At 69.6% G+C, this 18,510-nt stretch carries 13 protein-coding genes; 7 read left to right on the top strand and 6 right to left on the bottom strand.

Annotated elements, in window-relative coordinates; genetic code table 11:
• The first annotated feature begins 154 nt into the window (after positions 1-154).
• From ABNF93_RS26775 to ABNF93_RS26765, 3 genes are all read left to right on the top strand, one after another.
• On the top strand, positions 155-550 hold the full coding sequence (locus ABNF93_RS26775; RefSeq protein WP_349330958.1) for a PPOX class F420-dependent oxidoreductase: 396 nt from the start codon (positions 155-157) through the stop codon (positions 548-550).
• 101 nt (positions 551-651) lie between these two features.
• Positions 652-1,098, top strand: coding sequence for a type II toxin-antitoxin system HicB family antitoxin (locus tag ABNF93_RS26770; protein ID WP_349330957.1), 447 nt, complete (start codon positions 652-654; stop codon positions 1,096-1,098).
• Between the two features lie 106 nt (positions 1,099-1,204).
• On the top strand, positions 1,205-2,275 hold the full coding sequence (locus ABNF93_RS26765; RefSeq protein ID WP_349330956.1) for a thiamine pyrophosphate-dependent enzyme: 1,071 nt from the start codon (positions 1,205-1,207) through the stop codon (positions 2,273-2,275).
• A gap of 67 nt (positions 2,276-2,342) precedes the next feature.
• Here the strand turns inward: ABNF93_RS26765 and ABNF93_RS26760 are convergent, their stop codons facing one another.
• Positions 2,343-3,077 (bottom strand): TetR/AcrR family transcriptional regulator, encoded by a 735-nt coding sequence (locus ABNF93_RS26760; RefSeq protein WP_349330955.1) that lies wholly within the window; start codon positions 3,075-3,077, stop codon positions 2,343-2,345.
• A gap of 133 nt (positions 3,078-3,210) precedes the next feature.
• On the opposite strand from ABNF93_RS26760, the gene ABNF93_RS26755 reads away from it, so the two are divergent.
• Together ABNF93_RS26755 and solA are read left to right on the top strand one after the other, a co-directional pair.
• Positions 3,211-5,733, top strand: coding sequence for a PEP/pyruvate-binding domain-containing protein (locus tag ABNF93_RS26755; RefSeq protein ID WP_349330954.1), 2,523 nt, complete (start codon positions 3,211-3,213; stop codon positions 5,731-5,733).
• A gap of 203 nt (positions 5,734-5,936) precedes the next feature.
• Entirely contained in the window at positions 5,937-7,079 is a 1,143-nt protein-coding gene (gene solA, locus ABNF93_RS26750; protein WP_349330953.1) for an N-methyl-L-tryptophan oxidase, read from the top strand.
• Positions 7,080-7,132: 53 nt separating this feature from the next.
• Here the strand turns inward: solA and ABNF93_RS26745 are convergent, their stop codons facing one another.
• Together ABNF93_RS26745 and ABNF93_RS26740 are read right to left on the bottom strand one after the other, a co-directional pair.
• Positions 7,133-8,116 (bottom strand): prenyltransferase/squalene oxidase repeat-containing protein, encoded by a 984-nt coding sequence (locus ABNF93_RS26745; RefSeq protein WP_349330952.1) that lies wholly within the window; start codon positions 8,114-8,116, stop codon positions 7,133-7,135.
• A complete protein-coding gene (locus tag ABNF93_RS26740) occupies positions 8,113-13,137 on the bottom strand; it encodes an ATP-binding cassette domain-containing protein (protein ID WP_349330951.1) in 5,025 nt (1,674 codons plus the stop codon). Before ABNF93_RS26740 ends, ABNF93_RS26745 begins: the two co-directional genes overlap by 4 nt.
• A gap of 87 nt (positions 13,138-13,224) precedes the next feature.
• Between ABNF93_RS26740 and ABNF93_RS26735 the strand changes: the two genes are divergently transcribed.
• The gene (locus ABNF93_RS26735; protein WP_349330950.1) at positions 13,225-14,196 is read left to right on the top strand and encodes a phosphotransferase family protein; all 972 of its coding nucleotides are present in this window, start codon (positions 13,225-13,227) and stop codon (positions 14,194-14,196) included.
• A 239-nt stretch (positions 14,197-14,435) separates the two neighbouring features.
• On the opposite strand, the gene ABNF93_RS26730 is transcribed toward ABNF93_RS26735, so the two are convergent.
• Entirely contained in the window at positions 14,436-14,612 is a 177-nt protein-coding gene (locus ABNF93_RS26730; RefSeq protein WP_349330949.1) for a hypothetical protein, read from the bottom strand.
• 43 nt (positions 14,613-14,655) lie between these two features.
• On the opposite strand from ABNF93_RS26730, the gene ABNF93_RS26725 reads away from it, so the two are divergent.
• Positions 14,656-15,291, top strand: a complete 636-nt coding sequence (locus tag ABNF93_RS26725; protein ID WP_349330948.1) for a L,D-transpeptidase family protein — start codon at positions 14,656-14,658, stop codon at positions 15,289-15,291.
• A gap of 58 nt (positions 15,292-15,349) precedes the next feature.
• Here ABNF93_RS26725 and ABNF93_RS26720 read toward each other — a convergent pair whose 3' ends face one another.
• Positions 15,350-16,453: a hypothetical protein gene (locus ABNF93_RS26720; RefSeq protein WP_349330947.1), complete on the bottom strand. Its 1,104-nt coding sequence runs from the start codon at positions 16,451-16,453 to the stop codon at positions 15,350-15,352.
• Positions 16,453-18,189, bottom strand: a complete 1,737-nt coding sequence (locus tag ABNF93_RS26715; RefSeq protein ID WP_349330946.1) for a hypothetical protein — start codon at positions 18,187-18,189, stop codon at positions 16,453-16,455. The genes ABNF93_RS26720 and ABNF93_RS26715 overlap by 1 nt, the downstream gene beginning before the upstream one ends.
• Between the last annotated feature and the right edge of the window lie 321 nt (positions 18,190-18,510).

Below are 18,510 nucleotides of genomic sequence, written 5' to 3'. Positions count from 1 at the left end.
GGCGCAACCGTGCGTTCGGTTCCCCACTCACCAGCACTCCCACACCTGCCGGACCCGACGACGCCCCTGGAATAGCCCGGCGGGGCAGAGTGGTTCGCCTGTCGTGATGGCGCCCTACCGGCGTCCGACTTTCCAGACGTACGAAGGAGTCCACATGCCGAAGCCGCCACTCTCCCCTGACGTCATCGAGCTGTTGAAGCAGCCCAACCCGGCCGTCATGGCCACTGTCCGCCCGGACGGTACGCCCGTCTCGGTGGCGACCTGGTATCTCTGGGACGAGGAGCGCGCGCGCATTCTGCTCAACCTCGACGCCAGGCGGAAGCGCCTCGAGCACATCCGCGCCAACCCCCGCGTCTCCCTGACGGTGCTGGACGGCGACTCGTGGTACCGGCACGTGAGCGTTCAGGGCACCGTGACCCTCGAACCCGATTCCGATCTCGCCGGCATCGACCGACTCGCCAGGCACTACACCGGCAAGCCCTATCCGGAGCGTAAATACCCGAGGTTCGACGCCTGGCTGGACGTCGAGACCTACCACGTCTGGCCCTGAACACGACCCGGCAGGCCCATTGCGATGGCTTGACGCCCTCCTGTCTACCGGCTAGACATACGAGGCACCCCGGCAGGCAACGGCGGGCGAATCGAACGTGAGTGGGCACTCACGTTCGTCACGAGGGGTTGGCCGACATCACCGAATCGACGTATCGCGTCGTGGTTTCCCGCGACGGTACGACCTGGCATGCCGACGTGCCAGGCATCGAAGGCGCCCAGACCACCGCGCGCACGCTTCCCGCACTCAACCGCCGGGTGCGGGAAATCATCGTGCGGACGGCGCGGCTTCCGGACGACACCGGGTCCTCTCTCGTCCTCGACTGGCACTTCCACACCGGTGACCGCGTACTCGACGACGAAGCCGCCCGGGTCCGCGCACTCCGATCCAGGGCACGCGAACTGGCCGACGCCATCCACTCCTCGACCACGGCCACGGCACGCCGGCTGGTGGCACAGCACGTGTCGGTACGCGACGCGGCCATCATGCTCGGCGTCAGCCCGCAACGGATCTCCCAGGTCACACGTACACAGCCGAGGGCCAGCTGATGATCGCCACCCGCCGTCGCAGGAACAAAACCGGACGAATTGTCCCCATTGCGCAACCCACCCCTTGCGCTGACCGTTTCTTCACAGAAGGAGCAAGGGAGTAGACATGCACGAGGACCCGGCGCTCGATGACGCCGTGCGGGTCGATCTGCTGCGAACGATGGTCCTGCTCCGGACATTCCACGATGCGATCCGGCGCGAGGCCGACGCGAGGCGGGCGACGACCGCGGCGGTGCAGGTACCGTCCAGGGCGCGCGAGTGGCAGTCCGGCACCGGTGGACGGACCGACGTGGCCGAGCGGGCCGGCGCAGGTGGGCGGGCCGACGCAGATGGGCCGGTCCGGCGGAACGGTGTGCGCAGCAGTCTGCTCGGCTGCGAGCCGATGGCGGCAGGGTTCGGCGTACACCTGAACTCCGACGACTCCGTCACCGCACCACGGCAACCGCACTATCTCGCGATCGCGCGGGGAATCGACCTGCGCTGCGTGGTGGGCGAGGCGATCGGAACCGCGCACGGCCATCAGTCGCCGGAGGAATCCGAGGGCGGCGTTCCATGGTCGGTCCTCGGCCTGCGGACGTCGGGTCCGAGCGCGGAAGGCGCCGGATATCTTCCCGCCCTGGGACGGGCGTTCGGCTATCAGGAGCAGGGCTCGAATCGGGTCGCGGTCGCGATCGTGGACCAGGCCACGTCGACAGAGGAGGGCTTCCGGTCGGCGACGCAGCTTGCCCATCTGTGGAAGCTGCCGGTCGTCTTTCTCCTCTGCACAGACCGCCTCGCCGCCGCATCCGAGTCCACCGGTGACCCCGCCGCCGGGCACGTGCATGACTACGGCATCCCGAGTGTCTGCGTGACGAGTGTCGCGGTCGAGTCCGCCTGTGCGGCCGCCGGACGTGCGGTACGACGGGCCCGGGCAGGTGAGGGTCCCTTCCTCGTCGAGGTGCAGACGATGTGGGCCGGCCCGCCCGAGGCAGCAACTCCGGGCGCGGGCGCGGTCCAGGATCCAGTCACGACTTACGAACAGGCACTACGAGAGCGCGGCCTCGTCGATGACGCACTCATGGCTCAGATCCACGCCGAGGCGACCTATCGGGTCAACGACGCGGTGCGTGATGTCGTGGACAGCCACCGCGAGGGTCCGGACAGCTGCGCCCTTTGTGCACGGAAAGCGGCTTCCTGAGTGCTGCGGCCGACAGGGCCGCCGATCACGCGACTTTCCCGCCTGTTCGCGCGAGCGGCCCGACGCGTCACGCCAACGGTTCGGGCGGCGGCGTCGGGTCGGTGAGGTAGCGCTGCAACGTGGGACCGAGCCACGCGACGACCGTGTCGGGACTCGCCGACGCCAGAGGTTCGATCCGTACGACGTATCTCGCAAGGGCAATGCCCATGAGTTGTGAGCCCACGAGTTCTGCACGCAAGGGTGCGTCGTCGGTACCGATCACCCGCGCGACCTGCCCCAGGATCTCCCCTTGGACGAACTCCCGCAGCAGTCCCGCCGACTGGTCGTCGGTCGGTGCCGACCGCAGCAGGGCGTACATCGGCTCGAAGCTGCCGGCGTCATCCCAGACCTGAAGGAAGTGCCGGATGATCCGTGGCCCTAGCTCGTCGAGCCCGCCTTCGAGCAGTGCGGCGACGCGGTCCGCGGGGTTGGCCGGAAGTTCCATCGCTGTGGCGAACAGCTTCGACTTGGTGCTGAAGAAGTAGTGCACCATCGCCGGGTCGACCCGCGCCTCGGCTGCGATCTGCCGGATGGTCGCCCGGTCATAGCCGTACCGCGCGAACGTCGATCGGGCGGCAGTGAGGATGCGTTCCCGACTCTCCGCCCCGGAACGCCAGCGGCCCGGCCGGCGCTGACCCTGCCCACGCTGGCTCGGCTGGGCCTCACCCTGCTGGGCCTCACCCTGCTGGGCCTCACCCTGCTGGGCACGCCGCCGAGGTGGGGACCTTCGCGAGCGGTCCGTGCCGCCCGCCTCGTTCGTCACGGCCGCATATTACTTCATCGCTTGTTGAAGTACGGGTGAACTGCTGGTAACGTCCAACAAACTCCACCATGCGATGAAGAATGACCTGTCGGGTGAGTAACCGCCGGATTCAAGCCGGTTCGGAAGGGTCGCCATGGTCACGTACGTACGACGCCTGGACAGCGCTGACACCTGCGACGTCACGCTGGCGGGGGGCAAGGGAGCGGGCCTCGCGGAGCTGATCCGCGCCGGGTTCCCGGTCCCGGCGGGATTCGTGGTCACGACGAACGCCTACACCGACTTCCTGGGGGCCAACGCCCTCGCCAGCAGCGAACTCGCCGGCAGCCACGCCGACCAGCTTCGGGACCGCATCTCCACCGGGCCTGTTCCCGGCGCGATCGCCGACGCGATCCGCGACGCCTACCGCGAGCTGGGCTCCGGGCCCGTCGCCGTGCGTTCGTCCGGCACCGCAGAGGACCTGGCCGACGCCTCGTTCGCCGGACAGCACGACACCTACCTCGACGTCACGGGCGAGGAGTCGGTGCTCACCGCGGTGCGCGACTGCTGGGCCTCGCTGTGGACCCCCCGGGCCGTCGCCTACCGCGCACAGAACGGCTGGGACGAACGCGGCCTCGCCCTCGCGGTCGTCGTCCAGACCATGGTGGACGCGGAGTGGGCGGGCGTGACGTTCACCGCCAATCCGGTCAGCGGACGTCGCGACCGACTGGTGATCGAGGCTGTCCGCGGGCTCGGTGAAGCCCTGGTCTCCGGTGAGGCGACGGGCCATCACCTGGAGGTGGACAAGGGCACAGGCCAACTCGTCGACAGTGCCGAATCGCCACCGTCGCCGCTTCCGCCCGGACTCCTCGACGAGCTGGTGAAACTCGGCACGCGGGTCGAGGAGGCGTTCGGTCGACCGCAGGACATCGAGTGGGCCTACGCCGAGGAGCGCTGCGCGCTGGTCCAGGCGCGGCCGCTGACGGCACTGCCCGACGCACCGGACGCCGGCGGGGAGAGCGAAGGTCCGCCACGGCGGCAGAGCCGAGGTCCGCAGCCGGCCGCGGACCAGCGCGACAGGAAGGGGCGCTGGGGAAGTCGGCGCAGGCGACGTGGCCCGGACTACCAGATCGCGGCGGACCACGTGCCGTACCCGCCGTTTCCGATGGACCTGGGGCTGTCCTTGCGGCCGGCGGTGGGTGCGATTCTCGACGGGCTTCGCTCCGCCGGGTTCACCACGCCCGACGTCGACGACGTTCTGGTCGAGATCGACGACGGTGTGGTGCAGGTCGTTCCACCGCGGATCCGGCCCACGGCGCGAGCGCTCATTCGTACGCCCGCCGCGCTGCCGAAGCTGATCGCCGCCCTGCGGGTACGCCCGACGGACTGGCTCGCGCGCTGTCACGCCACGCTGGTCCCGCTCGTCGAGCGGATCGAGGCGGAGGACCTCACGGCGCTGTCTGACCGCGAGCTGCTCGACCGCGTGCGGGAGCTGCGACAGGTACAGGGCGAGCTGGTCCTCACCCGATTCAGTTCCATCGTCCCCTGGGTGCTGCCCGCCGACCGTGTACTGGCGACGGTCCTCCGGCTGGCGGTCGGCCGCGGCCGCAGCGAACAGCTGCACACGGACCTCCTGTCCGGGATCCCCTCCGTCACCCGGGCGGCGAGCCAGGAGCTCGACCGGCTCGCCGCCACGATCCACCGGTCGCCCGACCTGTCGCGGACCTACGCCGAGACGCCCGCCGAGGACGTCCCGGAGCGGCTGCGGGAGACCGAGCCCGGGCGCGCACTGCTCGACGAGATCGACGCCTACCTGCGGCGGTTCGGGTTCCGGCAGATCGCCCAGCCACTCGCCGGGTTCCCACCGCTGCGCGAGACACCGGCGGCCGTCCACGGCATGCTCAAGGGACACGCGCCGGCCATGGCCGACCGTCGCCCGACCGTCGCGACCGCGCAGGACGACGCGGCTCGCGCTGGACGCGCCCGCGCGGACCTGGCCGGCGGGAAGGTGCGTACCCGCGTGTTCGGGCCGCTCGCGCTCAAGCTGACCGACGCCGTACGCACCGGCACCAGCGTGCGGGAGGACAGCCACTTCCACCTGTTCATGGTCGCCTGCGCGGCCATCCGTCGCGTACTCCTGGATCTCGGGCGGCGCTATGTCGAGCGCGGCCTCCTCACCGACGCGCGGGACATCTTCTACCTCGAACTGGACGAGGTGACGACACCGCAAGACGTGCAGGTCGGTGCCGCCGTCGCCCGCCGCAAGGCCGCGCGCGAAGCCGCCCTCGCGACCTACACGGTGGTCCCCGCCGAGCTGCTCGGCTCGCCGACGCCTGCGGCGGGAGCGATCCATGGCACACCGGCCAGCCGTGGAACCGTGGTCGGACCCGTGCGGATCATCCGCGACGAGACGGATTTCGGCCGGCTCGCCCCTGGCGACGTGCTCGTCTGCCGGTACACCAACCCCGCGTGGACACCGCTGTTCTCGCTGGCAAGCGCCGTGGTCACCGACGCGGGCGGGGCGGCGTCGCACGCCGCGATCGTCGCCCGGGAGTACGGCATCCCCGCCGTGATGGGCACCGGTGACGCGACCCGGGTGCTCACCGACGGGCAGCTGGTACGGGTCGACGGGGACAACGGAACCGTCGTCCGCGTGGACGCCCAGACCAGCACCGGGTAGCGGAGGCGCCGGTCGCAGACCTGCCTCGCGAGGCGGCGACGGCCGGTGTTTGATCAACGTTGAGGACTTCGGACGCTGCCGCCGCGGCTTGGTCCAGCTGGATCCGTGGTTGACCAATGGTGGCGGATTCGCCGCTCGTGGAACAAGCTGGGGTGGTACGAAAGCAACCCGCCTATCAGGCACCGCGACGGGAGGTGGCGGGGTTGCCGAGCGTCGATGCCGACATTGCCGTCGTCGGGCTGGGTGCCATGGGAGCGTGTGCCCTGTGGCGGCTCGCGGCCCGCGGGACCGATGTCATCGGCTTCGAGCGCTTCGACCCGGGTCACCCCTGGGGGTCCACGCACGGGTCGACTCGCCTGTTTCGTACGGCATGTAAGGAACATCCCGCCCTCGTCCCGTTGGCCCAGACCTCGCTCGGTCTGTGGCGGAAACTGGAGGAGGCGTCGGCGCGCCCGCTCCTCGACATCACGGGCGGGCTGATGATCGGCGCACCCGACACTCCGGTGGTCGCCGGCACGCTGGCGGCGGCCGCCACGTACGACCTTCCCGTGCGCACACTCGCCGCCGCCGAGGTGACCGACCGCTTCCCCCAGCATGCCCACCTGCCCGACCACCACATGGCAGTCTGGGATCCCCTTTCCGGCGTGGTCCGGCCGGAGGCCGGCGTGCGCGCCGCGGTGAGTGCCGCGCAGGAAGCCGGTGCCACGGTCTATCCGCGCACCGACGTGAGCGGCATCGACCTCGTTGCCGGCGGGGTCCTCATCCGTACGGCGGCTCGCGACTTCCGTGTCCGCCAGGCCGTCGTGACGACTGGGCCGTGGTTGGGGAAGCTCGTGCCCGAACTTCCTCTGGAGCCGGTGCGTACGCCGATGACGTGGTTCGACGCCCGCGACGATCCGGCGTCGTTCGAGCTGAAGCGGTTCCCGGTCTTCATTCGTACCCTCCCGGACGGCACGGGGATCTGGGGACACGGCGCGGTCGACGGGCACCCGTCCAAGGTCGGCCTCAGCGACGACCCGTCGCTGCCCGTCATCGACCCGGACCAGTGCGACCGCGCGATCTCACCCGCCGACTACCGCCTGCTCAGTGAGATCGTCACCGCCGCGCTGCCCGGTCTGCATCCCCACCCAGTCCGGACGACGACCTGCATGATCACCCGTTCACCCGACGGTCAGTTCCAGGTCGGCCGGCCGCACCACGATCCGCGGCTCGTCGTCGGCGGTGGCGGCAGCGGTCATGCGTTCAAGCACGCCACCGGCATCGGCGAGCTGCTGGCCCGGATCGCCTGCGACGAGGCGCCATTCCTCGAACTCGACGTGGTCGACCCGAACCGATTCCTCCGCTGAGTCGATCTGGCGACCCGACCACCTGCCTGTGCGCGAGCGTGGCCGACCGGTGGTCAGTAGCGGTGCCGGCGATGCGGGTACGCCCGGAACGGTACGCGGGGCGCGACGCCGGACCAGTCACCGGACCGGAGCTGGCGGAGGCTGCGGAGGAGGTCGAAGGTCAGCCAGCGACTGAGGTCGGGATGGTGGGGGTGTTCCCACAGGCCGAACGGTCCGCGGCGTTGCTCGAGGAACTCGACCAGGCCGGCGATCCGTGCGTCGTCGGGTGCGGCTCCCGCCCGTGCCGCGATGTCGAGAACCAACGCCAGGTCGAAGCGTGCGTAGTAGGTGACGAACCCCGACGGCGGCTCCCGGCCGGTCAGTCGCGCGACCTCGGCGCCGAGGGCCCATTCGTCGCGGGACTCCCGTTGCAGGAGGAGGTCGAGCGCTCGCCGGGTCCGCGGAGCGTGGGCGAGCTCGTCGTGGAGGACGAGGCACGCGAGTGCTCCCTGCGTGGTGGTCCGACAGCCCCGCGAGCCCGGCAGCTTTCGGTAGCCCGCGATGAAGCCCGGCTGGCCGTGCGCCTCACCCATCGGCCACCCCCCGTCGTCGAGTTGGTGGCCGAGGAGCCAGTCGTACGCACGTCGAGCGCGAGGATCGGTGGCGTAGCCGGCGGCGGCAAGGCCGCGCAGCGGCAGCGCGACCTGCAGCGGCGCCATCGAGTAGACGCCCTCGGATCTGCCGCGGCGGAACAACCGGAGTGGCCACGATCCGTCGCCGTCCTGGAGAGCGAAGAGTCGCTCGGCGACGGCAGCCACGTGCGGGTGGTCGCGACCGATGCCGTGGTAGGCCCACCGGCACAGGGCGAAAGCCAGTGCCTTGGGATCGGCAGACGCGCCGACCATGAGCTCGAGGGTCGCGGCCCGTAGCCGGGCCAGGTCGGTCACCTCGGGATCGTCTGGCGGTACATCCATCAGTTCGGTGAGGACGCGGTAGCGCAACGCGGGCGAGGGATCGCACAAGAGCAGCGCCAGCCCGTCCGCGAGGCCGGCCGTCATGGGAGGACCGCCGCGAGATAGGGCGCGGTCGGCGTCGCCCCGAGAGCGATCTCCTCAGGCGTACCGGTCGCGATCACGCGCCCGCCGTCGGGTCCGGCGCCGGGACCCAGCTCGAGGAGCCAGTCGCAGCCGGTGAGCAGGCCCGGGTCGTGCTCCACGACCAGCACACTGTGGCCCGCGTCGACCAACGCGTCGAGTGCGACACGCAACCGGGCCACGTCGCGCGGGTGCAGGCCGAGGGTCGGCTCGTCGAGGAGGAACAGCGTCGGTTTCCGCGTCTTTCTGCCGAGTTCGCGGGCGAGCTTGAGGCGTTGCGCTTCGCCGCCGGACAGGCCGTGGCTGGGTTGCCCGAGGCGCAGGTATCCGAGCCCCAGTGCGCGGGCCTGCTCCAGCGGGCGCGCGACACCCGGACGGTCCTGCCACACCTCGCTCACCTCGGCGAGAGTCAGGTGGGTGAGTGCCGGCAGGCTGTGTCCACGGACGACGATCCGGCGGGCCTCCTCGCCGTACCCCGTCGCGTCGCACGCGTCGCACGGGCTCTCGATCGACGGCAGGAATCCCATGTCCTGCTTGACGAAACCCCGCCCGTGACACGCGTCGCACGAAGGCGCGAAGTTCTTCTCGGTCAGGTCGAGCGCCGCGGCGGCGTCGGACTCCGCGTACGCCTGCCGCAGCGCGCGCAGCACGCCGAGATGCTGGCCGGGCGAGTGGATACCGGACCGACTCTGGTCCGACCACACGGTGCGGGGCGGTGCGCCGACGATCGCGTCATGGGCGCCGGGATCGGCGTTCTCGTACGCCACGGACGTCGAGGACCGGGGCGGGTCGAGGGCCAGGGCGAGGGTGTCGATGCCGAGCGTCGACTTGCCCGAACCGGAGACCCCACAGATGCCGGCGAGTACGCCGAGAGGAAGGTCGATGTCGGCGCCCGACAGGTTGTTCTCCCGCGCGCCCACGACGTGCATCCACCCGGTCGGGGTTCGGCGTGGTGACCGCACGTCGGCAACCTGATGCGCGGGCAGGAGGGCACGTGCCTCGGCGGAGCGTTCCGGGAGAAGGCGCCCGCCCTCACGACCCGCGCCCGGGCCGAGGACGATCACCCGGTCGGCATGCGCCACCAGGTCCGGATCGTGGTCGACGAGGACGACCGTGTTGCCGGCATCCCGGAGGCGGCACAGCGCCTCGCTCAACGCGTCGACCTCGCGCGGGTGCAGGCCACGGGTCGGCTCGTCGAGCAGGACGGTCATGCCGGTCAGCTCGGCGCCGAGAAGCCCGGCGAGCTTGACCCGTTGGGCCTCACCGGCGGACAGGGAAGCCGACTTCCGGTCGAGGTGGACGTAGCCGAGTCCGACGCCTTCGAGGAACCGCAACCTGCGGAGCGCGACCGAGCGCGAGGTCGCGACCCACCCCGGTGCGTCTGGTGGTACGGGTACGCCCTCCACCACGTCCGCCACCGCGCTGAGCGATCGCTCGTGCAGGTCCTGCCGGTTGGCGCCGCCCAGTCGTACGGCGAGAAACTCCGGACGCAGCCGACCACCCGCGCACGACGGGCATGGCACGTGGTCGACGTAGCGCCCGCCCTGGTCCCAACCCGCGACGACCGGGAAGAAGCCGACCCAGGACTCCCGGTTCAGATGCGGGCCCTTCGCGCCAGGTTCGCCGAAGAGGAACGCCTCGCGGGCGGCGTCGGTCATTTGGTTCCACGGCGTCTCGAACGGATCGAAGTCGTAGAGCTTCGCCAGTCCCTGGATCATCCAGTAGCCCTGGTTCGCGGGCTTGGAGAGGTACGACTGCGGAAAGAAGCCGGGCGAGTACATCGCGCCCTTGCACAACGGGGCGTCCGGCCGGATGATCAGCCGCTCCGGGCGGGGTTCCGGCACCGTGCCCAGGCCGTGGCAGGTGAGGCAGGCCGCTTCGTACGAACCCGGCGAGAAGTGCGCCGGCGTCAACCGACCCCTGCCAGCTCCGCCCGCTCTCCCACCCGCACCACTGGCACCATCCGCAGCACTGGCACCATCCGCAGCACTGGCACCATCCGCAGCACTGGCACCATCCGCAGCACTGGCGCCACCTGCACCTGCGCCACCGGAGCCGGCGTAGGCGAGCAGCACGCCGAGGTGGAAGCTCAGTTCGGTCGCGGTGCCGACCGTACGCCGGGGGTTCCACAGGTCCCGGTCAGGTCCGATCGTCACCGTCGGCCCGAGTCCCTCGACCGCTTCGACGTCTGCGGCAGGACCTTCCTTGACCGACTGGCGTTCGTACATCGACAGGCATTCGAGGAGGCGCCGATCCGCCTCGGCCGCGAGGACGTCGGTGAGCAGGGACGACTTGCCCGAGCCGGAGACGCCGACGATCGCGGTGATGGCGTTCTTGGGAAAGGTCACGCTCACGTCGCGCAGGTTGTTGGCGTGGGCGCGGGTCACCGTGATCGCCGGAGATCCGCGCGGCTGGCGGCGCGCGCGGGCCCTCGGTCGCGGCTCCCGGGGAGGACGCTCAGCCGGGTCCGCCGCGCCAGCGCCGAGCAGCCGGCCACCGTCCGGGCCGCCGCCGGGTCCCAGGCGTACGACCCAGTCCGCGGCGGCGACGATGTCGGGGTGGTGCTCGACAACCACCACCGTGCACCCCTGCCCGATCAGGCGGTCGAGGTTGCCGGTGAGGCGGGAGAGATCGGCGGGGTGGAGCCCGGTCGTGGGTTCGTCGAGGAGGACGAGGGAGCCGGCGCGGGCGCGGGTCAGCGCCTTGGTCACCTTGACCCGCTGCGCCTCCCCACCGGAGAGCGTGGGTGAGGGCTGGCCGAGCCGGAGGTATCCGAGACCGATGTCGCGCAGCGCCGACAGGACCGGCTGACTCTTCCGATCGTCGGCGAGCAGCGGTGCCGCCTGGTCGATGGTCAGGTCGTAGACCTCGGCGATCGTGTAGCGGCGTCCGTCGGCAAGCTCGACGCGCGCGTCGAGGACGTCCCGCCCGAACCGCTGGCCGCCGCAGTCCTCGCAGACCAGCCATTCCGAGGGCAGGTGCAGCAGCGTGAGTTCGACAGCACCCATGCCCGAGCAGGTCGTGCAGGCGCCGTCGGGACGGTTGAACGAGAACGCCGAGGCAGGCAGCCCGGTCCCGGCGGCGAACCGGTCGCGGAGGTGGCCCGCCAGCCCGGTGTAGGTCGCCGGGTTGGACCGCGGGTTACGTCCGATCGGGCTCTGGTCGACGGTGATGGCCCGCAGCCGCGGACCTTCGAAGCGCTCGCAGCCGCGCGCCTCGCCCGCGTCGATCGAGGCGACGATCACGTCGCGGGCTAGGGTCGACTTGCCCGCCCCGGACGGACCGGTGATCACCGTGAGCCGGCCGACCGGGATCTCGCAGTCGAACGCCTGCAGATTGTGTGCGTACGCCCCGAACACTGCCAACGCCGCCAACGCAGCCGACGGTGGTGGCGGTGACGGCGGCGAATCCGGCGGCAAATGACCACGCTGGGTATGCCTGTAGTACGTGGAAGGGGCATCGACACCTCTTCCGGGTGTCGAACGCATGGGCAGCGTGGTCATTGCCGGCTCGCGAAGGGACCGAGCACGCACGGGCGCGACCTCGCGGCCGGAGAACCAACGGCCGGTGACGGTGCCCGCACGCCACAACTGCGCGGGTGGCCCCTGGAACGTGACGCGGCCCCCCTCCGCGCCGCCACCCGGTCCTAGCTCGACGACGTCGTCGGCGTCCGCGACGGCCCAGCGGTCGTGCTCCACCATCAGTACCGGGCCGCGCAGCTTCGCCAGCTGCCTGATCAGGCGTACGACCTGCTCGGCGTCGAGCCCGACCGTCGGCTCGTCGAGGACGTGCAGCAGGTCCTCCACCTGTGTCGCGAGGATGACAGCCAGCCGAAGCCGCTGCGCCTCCCCCCGCGAGAGCGACGGCGACGGACGGTCGAGAGGCAGATAGCCCAGCTCCATCGCGGCAAGGGCCTCCAGGCGGACGCGGACCTGGTCGAGCGCCCGGGACGCCGTGGGTGGCAGGCCGAAGTCGCCGAGCGCGGCCGCCGCCTCGGACACCGACAGAGCGAGATAGTCCTCGAGGGTCCGGCCGCCCAGCCGGTAGGCCCGCACCATCCCGCCGCCGCTGTGGGCGAAGTCGGGCGCCCGCAATGACGGCAGGAGCTCCCCGCAGATGGGGCACACCGGCGCGCAGCACATCGACCGGGCGGCGCCCTCCGGCGTACGAAGGATCAGCTGGGTGGCGCCGAGCCCTCGGACAGAGGCGAGGATCGCCCGCAGTTCGTCGGTGGTGGCGCCGGTCCGGAGCGGCTTCAGGCGGAGGTCGATGTCGTGCGGCTGGCGGGCGGACAGGCCGCGGTCCGGCTGGGTCGTCAGCGCCTTGCCGTCCACGTCGAGTGCATCCGACCCGAACTGTTCGGCCAGGAAGTCGAGCAGCCGGCGATGGGTTCCTTCTGTCCCGCGTACCAGCGGAACGACCACCTCGAGCCGCCGCTCACCAGAGCCCTCGACATCGGGCACCTGCTCACCAGCACCTTCGACGTGAAGCCCCTGCCCCTGCCTCTGCCCACCGGTGGCGTCGCGGTCCTCGTCGCCGGCTGTCAGGCCGTAGACGGCGTCGCGGACCCACGCGAGTTGCTCTTCGTGACTGGTGGCGACGAAGCCGGGATCGCTGCCGCAACGGGAGCAGGTCCGCGTGGCGAAACCCGCGTACAGGACTCGAAGCACCGGATGGATCCCGGTCGCCGTGGCGACGGTGGAGTTCGGGTTGCGGTTGACGACGTTCTGCGCGACCGCGACCGCCGGTCCGAGCCCGTCGATCGAGCGCACCCTTGCCGGCCGAAGCTGCGCCCACGGCGAACCCAGGGTCAGCGTCTCCAGGAACCGCCGCCGCGCCTCGTGGAACAGCGTGTCGGAGATCAGCGAGGACTTGCCCGATCCCGAGACCCCGACGACGGCGGTGATGCCAGCGCCGAACGACACGTCCACGTCGCGGAGCGTGTTCTCCGTCGCCCCGCGAATGTCCACCGCCCGGCCCGGCATGGCGGCCATGGTAGGCCGCCACCACCGACAGCCCTTCAGGTCAATCCCGTTGCCGCGCTCAGCTCGCCTTCTCTACCGTGCGTACGGATGTCGACGTCGGGGAACGACCGTGTGCCGAGGGCAGATCACCTCTACCGCACAGCACGTCACCTTCTGGCGACGTACGGTGCCCGGATCGAGGAGGCCACCAGGCCGGTTCACAGCCAGTCCAACGAGGTCTGGCTGAGCGAGCGTGTGGTGCTCCGCCTCAGCCGCGCAGCGGACGGATCACTGGCCCGCGAGGCCGCCCTGGCCGCGATCCTGCCCGCGGCCGTCGGCTACCCGCGCGTCCTCGGTCACGGCGTCGGAGACGGGCACGAGTGGATCGTCACCACCCGACTTCCTGGAGCGAACCTCGAAGAGTCCTGGGCCGCGCTCGACGACATCACCCGGGCCCGCGCCGTCGAGGACCTGTGGGAGCGGCTCCGTGCGGTCCATCGCACCGATGTCGGTCAGGCACGGGCGCTGGGGTGTACGACGACGCCGTTCTACGCCCTCGACGAGACCACAGCACGCCGGCAGCTGGCCGAGCTCACCGACCGGGGCGTCATCGACCGCGCGGTTCACGGGCAGCTGCGGGACATGCTGGACGCGATGTTCCAGGCGCTGGCCCGCGTCCCCGTCGTCCTCACCCACACTGACGCCGGGCCGCACAACGCGGTCTGGGATGGCGAGCGGGCCGTGCCAATCGACTTCGAGTTCGCCTGCGTCGCGCCGGCCGACCTCGACCTGGAGCACCTGCTTCGCACCGTGTTCGCGCAACCCGGCGGTCCGCGCGCGGCACGGCGGGTGGTCGAGCACGCGGCAGACCTCCTGACGCTGCCCGGTGCCCCCACCAGACTCTGGGGGTACGCCGTCCTCGGCGACCTGTGGGGCCTGCACCACTGGCTCCGTCACGCCGAGTCCACCCGAAGTCTCGACCTCTGGGGCGCCGACACGGACGACATCCGCACGTGGGCGCCGTGGCGCGACCTGCACGCCCACGCGGACGGCACCAGCTGGTTGGCCGACCTGCTGTAGAACGCGCTTCAGACCGTCCGGCGTACTGCCCCCTTCATCGTCACGGGAACGATCCGTCCCTTCACTGCCAGGCGTTGGCCAGATCGTGACCAATTTGGTGATCGTCACGAGCAACATTTCACCGGTCCCCGGCATCTTGTTGATGTCGCACCACTTCAGGGGGAGCCCATGCGCCGCCGTCCGCTCACCATCGTGATTGCCTCTTCAGTTCTTGCCGTTGCTGCCCTTGGCGGAGTGGCCTACGGGACCGGTTTCGCGTCGTTCGCCGACCGGGGAGCCGCCGGGGAGAACGTGCCTTCGCAGGTACGCACGCCCAGCCCGACGCCGTCGAAGTCGACGTCGGCGCGGCCCACTCCGACGGCCTCGCCCAGCACCACCACGCCCACCACCACGCCCACCGCCACGGCAACGCCCACGGCGACCTCCACTCCCACGCCGAAGCCGAAGCCGCAGGCGCTGATGGAACTCGAGGACCGCAGCGACGACGTACGTGAGCTCGAGGCGCGGCTGCACCAGCTCGACTGGCTCGCCGCCGAGTGGGTCGACGGCTACTACGGCACCACCACCCGCGAGGGCGTCAACGGCTTCCAGGCCCGTCGTGGGATGCCGCGGCTTGGATACGTCGACGCCGCCACCTGGGACCGGCTCGTAGCCATGACCCGCACGCCGACGCGCGCCGAGCTGTACCCGCCGAAGCCCACGCCGGCGCCGAACGCGTCGGCCCTCGACTCGCGCTGCACCACCGGTCGCGCGATCTGTGTCGACAAGTCGACGCGTACTCTCCGCTGGGTGGTCGACGGCTCCGTACGCCTGAGTATGGACGTCCGGTTCGGCTGCCCGTCCAGCCCTACCAGGGAGGGCGCGTTCACGGTCCGCGCGAAGGTCCTCGACGGGTACTCCAACTTCTACGACACCCGGATGCCGTTCTCGCTGTTCTTCAGCGGCCACCAGGCGGTCCACTACTCCGACGACTTCGCGGCCCGCGGCTACAACGGTTGCTCCCACGGCTGTGTGAACGTCCGCAGCTGGGACACGCTCTCGCAGCTGTTCAACGAAGCCCGCGTCGGCGACAAGGTCATCGTCTACTGGTCCTGAGCTGCAAAACTGCCGTCGCGACCATTCGGGGGATTCGGCGACGCGTTGCCCTCACCGGTCAGGGGTACTGAAAATCGACGAAATCCCACCGGTCAGGAAGCCCACTGGAGAAGCTGACCTCGTCAGGTGTGAGGGAGTCGTCAAGCATGGCGACTGTGCAACCCTTCACTGTCCTTCCCGGTGCCCATGCGAATGGTTCGACGTTCGCCGTGCAGTGTGCCGGTGCGTTCGGTGCATTGTGTGCGAACCGCATCGGGCCCGCAGGTACGACACCGGCGTTGACCGAGAAGCTGAACTGGAGTGGATCCTCGGGGAACGTGACTGTGCGGTCACCGATATGGGTCGCCTTGTACCGCAGCAGTGTCACCGTCATGCCGTCGAATTCTGCGGACAATCCGGACCGACGTACGTCGACGGCCAGCAGCGTGACCCGAACAGGAATCCATACGCGCTCGTTCTTGGCCACGACTGCGGTGAAGGGTTGACCTACCCGAGGTGAAGAGGGGTTGGGCAACGGGACGCCCGCACGGTCCTCCGTCGGCGAGAGAGACGGCAGCGGCGGCACGCTCCGCAGGTCCGTTGGGAAATCCGTCGGGAGGTCGCTCGGCAGGTCCGTTGGGAAATCCGTCGGCAGATCTGCCGTCGGAAAGTCCGTCGGCCCCGTGGGCTTGGTGCCTGGAGTACCCCACTGGCCAGGCCCGAGCCACCGCTCGCAGTGGGTGTCGAGGAACGTCACCGCGCTCTCGAACAGCGTCTTCAGCGACTGCATACCCTTGTTGAGAGAGGCCATGTCGCCGTTCTCGAGGTCCTCCTGCATCGCCTCGACAGCGTCCACACCTGCGTAGATGTCACGGGCAAACTCGCGATCCGTCAGCTTGTCGGCCAGCTCACGCAGGTGCTTCGCCTGCCTGGTGAGCCACTGCCGCCGCGCCACCTTGTCGGCGCCCATCTGCTGCAGAGCCATCATGTCCTGACCAAACTCGGGGGCCTCGTTCTCGATCATCCGGCAGTCCGCGGCGTAGTCAGGCCCGTTGCCGCCGCCGTAGAGCGCCCACAGTCCGATCCCGACTCCTGCCACGAGCAACATCACAGCGGCGATGACCAGCCACGTCGTGGCACGCCGTCGCGGCTCCCGGGGCTCTGGCGGCAGTTCCTCGGTCATCAGTGCGTACCCCCCTGTCGCGAACGACGGGCGTGAAGGACTGCCAGTGCCACGAGGCTCAGGCTGGCCAGTACCAGAACCGCAACCAGGTATGGCGCTGCGGATCTTGCTCTGTCGCTGAGTGTCTGGTTCTCAGGGCGGGCCGCGGGCTCGTCGTCGAGCGGAAACTCGCGCGCCAACGCGGCCCGATCGACCGCGGAGTGGCCACCCAGCCACCGGTTCCCGGTGCTCTTGTCCACCGCACTGCCCGCGACTCCCTGCCTGGCCAGTGCATCCAGCCCGGGCCAACGATCCTCGAATGCTCGGCTCCCGACGGACTTGGTCGGCACCAGTGCGAAGTCGACGCCGCCCGCCTGGATCGTCCACGTCTTCTCGACGTTGCCCTCGGTCCATGACTCGGTGGCGCGGAACTCGCCCTTGGTAAACGACTTGACGTAGCGCTTGAACGTCTGCTCTGGACGCCACCGACCCGCATCGGCCCAGCGGTCGATGTTGCCACTCTCCACCAACCCTGCAAATGACGTGTCGCCATCTGCGGCACGTTCGCGATACCACTCGGCCGCGATCCGGCTCAGGTAGATCCGACGGAGAGCCGCGAACTCCGGAGCAGTGTTCACCTCCTTCTTCAGGTGCGGCAGAACCACTTGCCCGTAGACGTCGAACACTGTCTTCTTTTCCGCCTCCGACATGCCTGGACACGACGTGCCGCCTCCAGGGATCTGTGGATCACCTGCGGTGGGCTGGTAGTTCCACTGTTCGACCTTCACGTCGAGAGGTGCCTCCAGGATGTAGAGCTCGTTGCCCTTCTCGTAGACCTGCGCGATGTCCGGCGTGATCCACAAGCGCGTTCCCGGGACGCAGTCTCGACCGGCCTCGCGCCAGAACCGCGCACCGAGCTTCCGCTTCGGATGGAGAGCCCAGGATGCCTGCTGCTTGAGAGTGAGGTCAGCCTCGAGCATCACCTGACCGACCTTCGTGCGTGCGAGCTGGGCGTCCATGATCTTGTCCGGCTCGTTCGGCTTGAGGTTCACCCAGAACGCCGTGCGCGGCAACGCCAACCACACGAAGAAGGCGTCCGACGCCTCCGCCGCGTTCTCGAGCCCGTCCGCAAGATCCGCGCTGCCGCGACCCGGGCTCACCCGGAAGGCGTAGTCGATACCGACGTCACCGCTCTTCTGATCTAAAGCGAGGTAACGGAGCTCGAGTGTCGAGAAGTCGATTCCACCGGCCTTGGCGCTGTCAAAGAACGCCTTTGCGTGATTGGCCGCTACTGCTGTCGCTCTCTCGCCGGGAACCTGGTGAGGTTGTCCGAATGCACCCTCGCCAATCGTCTTCAGTGACTGGAACCGCACCTCGCGCTCTTCGGGAGGAAGCTTGTAGGAGGTCTCGATGAAGAACCAGCTCCAGGCCTGATCAATGAGGTTTCGCTGACGGTAGAAGTCTTCCGGCGTGGCGCGACACCTGCCCCCGACGATGAACTCCGCATCGAATGCGTTCCACATCATCTCGATCAGGGACAGATGGAATCTGTTGTTGATGACCCAGTTTCTTCGCGGCGCGCCTCTCGCGCCGCCCTTGATGACGCCGCGCAAGTTGTCCAGCGAATGAAGAAGGCCCGGCGGTAGGACACCGTGGCACGGGTTCGTTGGTTTCCAGTACTTTTGTGGGATGGCATGGTGAAGTACCAGGTCGCCGAAGCGTTCGGGGTGGGTGAGGTAATAGCGCTGCTGGTACACCTGATCGATCGCTTTGTTCTTACCCCATACTGCTTTCAGCCGTTCCCAGTGTTTTGGATCGACTCCCGGCGGGGGTGGCCCGGTGGGTGCTGGAACCTCGTCCGCGGCGCCTCGAGCCTGCGACGGTGGTGCCACAAGTAGGCAGGTGCACAGGCACAGGAGGGCCACCAGCACCCGCGCTGCCGTACGGCTACGACAGCGTGTTGGGGTTCTCCCGTCCGGAACACCGACGCGAGTACGCCCAGCTGGCCTGGTTCTCGCATATTCGAAGCTCGGACGCCTTCGGACAGTCTCCCGATCGGACACGAACGTCACCCCCGT

This window comes from Actinopolymorpha sp. B9G3 (assembly GCF_040120725.1).
Classification (GTDB): domain Bacteria; phylum Actinomycetota; class Actinomycetes; order Propionibacteriales; family Actinopolymorphaceae; genus Thermasporomyces.
Note: the sequence above shows the minus strand (reverse complement) of the source record. Positions and strands in the feature narration are given on the sequence as shown.